This window comes from Telluria sp. AZSoR62, from assembly GCF_058111565.1.
Window position 1 is genome coordinate 1 of record NZ_JBYTST010000163.1, and the last position, 345, is coordinate 345.

1 protein-coding gene is annotated in these 345 nt (G+C 54.8%); it reads right to left on the minus strand.

Annotation, left to right across the window (positions count from 1 at the left end; translation table 11 throughout):
- On the minus strand, window positions 1-205 hold a 205-nt coding region (locus tag AC3XQU_RS23350), incomplete at its 3' end, for a hypothetical protein (protein ID WP_489876533.1).
- Between the last annotated feature and the right edge of the window lie 140 nt (window positions 206-345).

Below are 345 nucleotides of genomic sequence, written 5' to 3' on the forward strand. Positions count from 1 at the left end.
CAGCGATTCCAGTTCGCATAGAGGCGTCAAGCACGCTCACATAGGTTGCGCCAATCCATACGCTCATGAGATGCAACAGGTTGCATTCACGTACCGCCCACAGGGAATGACTGTCGGAAAGGTTGTCCGGGATCTCAACCGCCTCCCAGTACTCCGCTTCAGTAAAACTCGTAGATATAGCGTTGCAATCCTGTGCTGTATTCACAACGGCCGTACTCCCAGCAATTTGCGGACGTGATAATCAAGCCCTCTATGTCCTCGGCCCGGGCTGTTTGACGGCCAGGGCTTGTGGTACAGCGGGCGTTTTCCGTTACTTTGCGGCGTTGGCCGCTCTGGCTTCTCTTT